Consider the following 3,496-nt stretch of genomic DNA (forward strand, 5'->3'; position numbering starts at 1 on the left):
GTGTTGATTGTGGTCCCCTCCCGGGCTCCCGGGTCGCAGTTGGTGGGGGCGAGGGGCCAGCCCGGCAGCTGCGTGTGGCGGTGGGCCCGGGGGGGGGGGGGTGCGTGCCCCGCCCGCCCGCCCGCCGGTGGTCTCACCTCAGGTAGGGCCCGTCGACGCCGACCTTGCCGGGCGCCGGGTTGCCCGGCAGGTCCAGCACGTAGGCCCGCAGGTTGCCCTTGCCGCCCGGGGAGGCGGTGAGGGTCCCGTTCGACACCACCCGGGTGTCCCCGGTGACCGCGTCGCGGTAGGTGCCGTTGGGCACGCCGGTGAACGTCGCCGCGCCGGAGATCGCGACCAGGGCGAAGCTGTCCACCCCGCCCGCGGTGTAGCGGCGCTTGAACGCCATGCCGCCGTTGACGCCCTCGGTCGAGTACTGGCCCTTCTGCAGCGCCGGGACCGCCCGGCGGATCTGGTTGAGCCGCTGCACGTGCTTGACCAGCGGCTCGTCCAGGGTCGCCGCGACCGGTCCGGACGCCGAGGACACCACGCCGAAGTCGGCGGCGGTGACGCTGCCCGCGACGTGGTCGCCGAAGTAGGCGCGGCCGGTGGTCGCCAGCGGGCAGGTGGGGCCGCAGTCGATGGGCTTGCCCGCCTGGAACTCGACCTCCGAGCCGTAGTACAGGGTCGGGATGCCGCGGAAGGTCCACATCAGGCTCGTGTTCTCCGCCCACGCGTCGGTGCCGCCCGCGTAGCGCACGCCCGACTTGTTCGGCCCGTAGTCGTGGGAGTCGACGTACACCACGTTGTAGGTGGCGTCGTTGGTGGCGTCGTCGGAGTCCTTGCCGTTCCAGAACGCGTTGGGCGCGTCGCCGAAGTTCATGTGCATGCGCATGTCGATGATGCTCATGCCGGAGTTCTTCGAGTGGTCGGGCGCGTGGTAGGCGTTGCCGTCGAGGAAGGCGTTGCGGCTGGTCGGCTGGTTGCCGGTGCCCTGTGCCTGCTCCCAGTCGTACTGCTCCAGGGCCGCGGTGGCGTCGTCGGCGCTGTAGTCGCGGCGCTCCTTCCAGGTGAAGAACTGCGCGGAGTGGTTGACCGAGCCGCGGTTCCACTTGTCGTTGACGAACGCGGCGACCTCGCCGAAGACGAAGAAGTCGCGGCCCTTGTCGCCGAACCTCGTGGTGGCGTGCTGCTGGATCGCGGGCAGGAACCGGCGGTTCCAGGTCACCCTCGGCACGTGCACGGCGGTGTCCACGCGGAACCCGTCCACGCCCATGTCGATGAACCGGTTGTAGGCGTCGACGAGGTATTTCTGCACGACCGGGTTCTCGGTGTTGAAGTCGGCCAGGTCCTCGTGCAGCCAGCAGGAGCGGGCGTCCTCGCCCTCCCAGTTGCCGATCCAGCACCGGTGGTAGAGCTGGGCGGGGAACATGCCGGAGGTGGGGCTGGGCCACTGGCAGTTGTAGATCCGGTGGCCCTCGGGGCTGGTGTTCCGGGTCGGCTTGCCCCAGTCCACGCAGGTGTTGCCCGCGGGTTCGGCCGTGGACCACAGGTCGCCGTTGTAGTAGGACTTGCCGGTGGTGGGGTCGATGGTCAGGCCGTCGTACTCGAAGCCCTGCACCGGCCGGTCGTAGTACCAGGACCACTGGTCGTCGCGGACGCCGAACACCTTGGCCTGGAACAGGCCCTTGGCGCCCCAGCGCGAGCTGTGGTTGTAGACCACGTCCTGGTAGATCTTGATGCCCTTGGCGTGGGCGGCGTTGATCAGGTCCTGGTAGGTCGCGCCGGGGGTCTCCAGGCGCGGGTCGACGCGGTGGAAGTCCCAGCCGTGGTAGCCGTGGAAGTCGTAGTCGGAGCGGTTGAGCACCACCGGGGTGATCCAGACGGCGGAGAAGCCCAGGCCCTTGATGTAGTCGAGCTTGTCGACCAGCCCCTGGAAGTCGCCGCGGAACATGGGGTCGTCGTTGGCGGCGTTGCCGGAGCGGACGTGCTGGCTGCCGCCGCGGTTGTTGGCCGTGACGCCGTCGTTGAACCGGGCGGTCATCACGAAGTAGATCGAGTCCTCGCGCGGGTCGCCGCCCAGGGGCGTGCCGCCGGGTGGTGCGGGCGGCTGGTCGCCGGTGGTGACGGAGACGCGGTCGGTGGCGGTGGACTTGTTGCCCGCGGCGTCGTAGGCCCGCAGCGAGTAGGTGTAGGTGGTGTCGGCGGTGAGCGGGCCGTCGGCGAAGCCCACCGCGCCGGTCGTGCGCACGACGGTGCCCAGCGCGCCGCCGGTGCGGGTGATCTCGTAGCCGGCGACCGCCACGTCGTCGGTGGCCGCGGTCCAGGCGAGGGCGACGGTCAGGGCGGAGGCGGTGGCGCGCAGGCCGGTCGGCGCGGTGGGCGCGGTGGTGTCCCGACCGGGGGGCGGACCGCAGGGGTCGGCGGCGTTCGGGGTGACCACGCCGTCCTTCACCGCGGTGCGGCCGGTGCCCAGCGCGTAGTCGGCGCCGTTGTTGTTGTCCCACTGGCCGGAGCCGTTGTTGAACGCCGCCCTGAGGCCGGTGGCCGCGCCGAGGTCGATCGAGGCGCGGGCCCAGCCCGCGCACACCCCGGTCATCGGCACGCCGGGCACGGCGGTCCAGGAGCCGCCGGTGGGCTGGTAGTGGATCCGGGTGGCGGTCCAGTTCCGGGGCTCGGCGTAGTAGTAGACCTCGGCGTGGTTGGCCGGCCCGGGGTCCGGGTCGGGGGTGGGATCGGACCGGCAGGGGTCGCCCGATCCCACCACGCCCGAGGCCACGGTGACCTCGCCCGCGTCCAGGTCGTAGTTGCGCCCGTTGTTGTTGTCCCAGGCGCCGGAGCCGTTGTTGAACACGGCCACCAGGCCGCTCGCCCCGCCAAGGGCCACGGTCTCGCGGACCCAGCCCGCGCAGGCGGCCGGTTCCATCCGCTCGCCCGGCACCGCGGTCCACGGGCCGTTGCGGGGCTGGTAGTGGAGGTTGGCGGTGGTCCAGCCGGAGGGCAGCCGGTAGAACACCGTGGCCTCGCCGGTCGCCGTCGCCTCTCCGGTCGCGGTGGACGTCGGCCGGGGATCGGGCGCGGCCGCGCCCGTGGGCGCCGCCAACACCGAACCGATCAGGCCCAGGGCGGCCAGGAGCGCCCCGGGACGTCGTCGTGGTCGCGATCTCGCTCGCATCGCTGCTCCCGTCACGCTTCTTTGCGCAAGGTGGTGCAATTGTTTGCAGGCTAGACCTGGCCAGATCGGCTGTAAATGGATCTACTAGGGGTTATCCCGAACGATCTTTGCAATTGTTTGCAGGACCTGTTGTTTCGTTGATCTCACGCGAGCCGCACGGACGGGTGTCGTACGGTGTCCGGATGACCGAGCGGGACCAGGCAACCGGTGGTGTGCCGCGGGCGCTGAGTTCGTTCGTCGGGCGCAAGGAACTCCTCGCCGAGCTGCGCCGGCGGCTCGGCGTCTCGCCACTGATCACGCTCAGCGGTGTGGGCGGCGGCGGCAAGACGCGCCTGGCGCTCG

1 protein-coding gene is annotated in these 3,496 nt (G+C 71.2%); it reads right to left on the reverse strand.

Translation table 11 applies throughout. From position 1 onward, the window contains the following. Positions 1-133: 133 nt before the first annotated feature. Positions 134-3,154, reverse strand: coding sequence for a carbohydrate binding domain-containing protein (locus ACFV4N_RS41505; protein WP_499678183.1), 3,021 nt, complete (start codon positions 3,152-3,154; stop codon positions 134-136). Positions 3,155-3,496: the final 342 nt, after the last annotated feature.

The sequence above is a fragment of the Actinosynnema sp. NPDC059797 genome, assembly GCF_042732085.1.
GTDB lineage: Bacteria > Actinomycetota > Actinomycetes > Mycobacteriales > Pseudonocardiaceae > Actinosynnema.

Bases quoted from the DNA above. Each gene is read 5' to 3' on its own strand.
- ACFV4N_RS41505 (WP_499678183.1), bottom strand. From the start codon at position 3,154: ATGCGAGCGAGATCGCGACCACGACGACGTCCCGGGGCGCTCCTGGCC.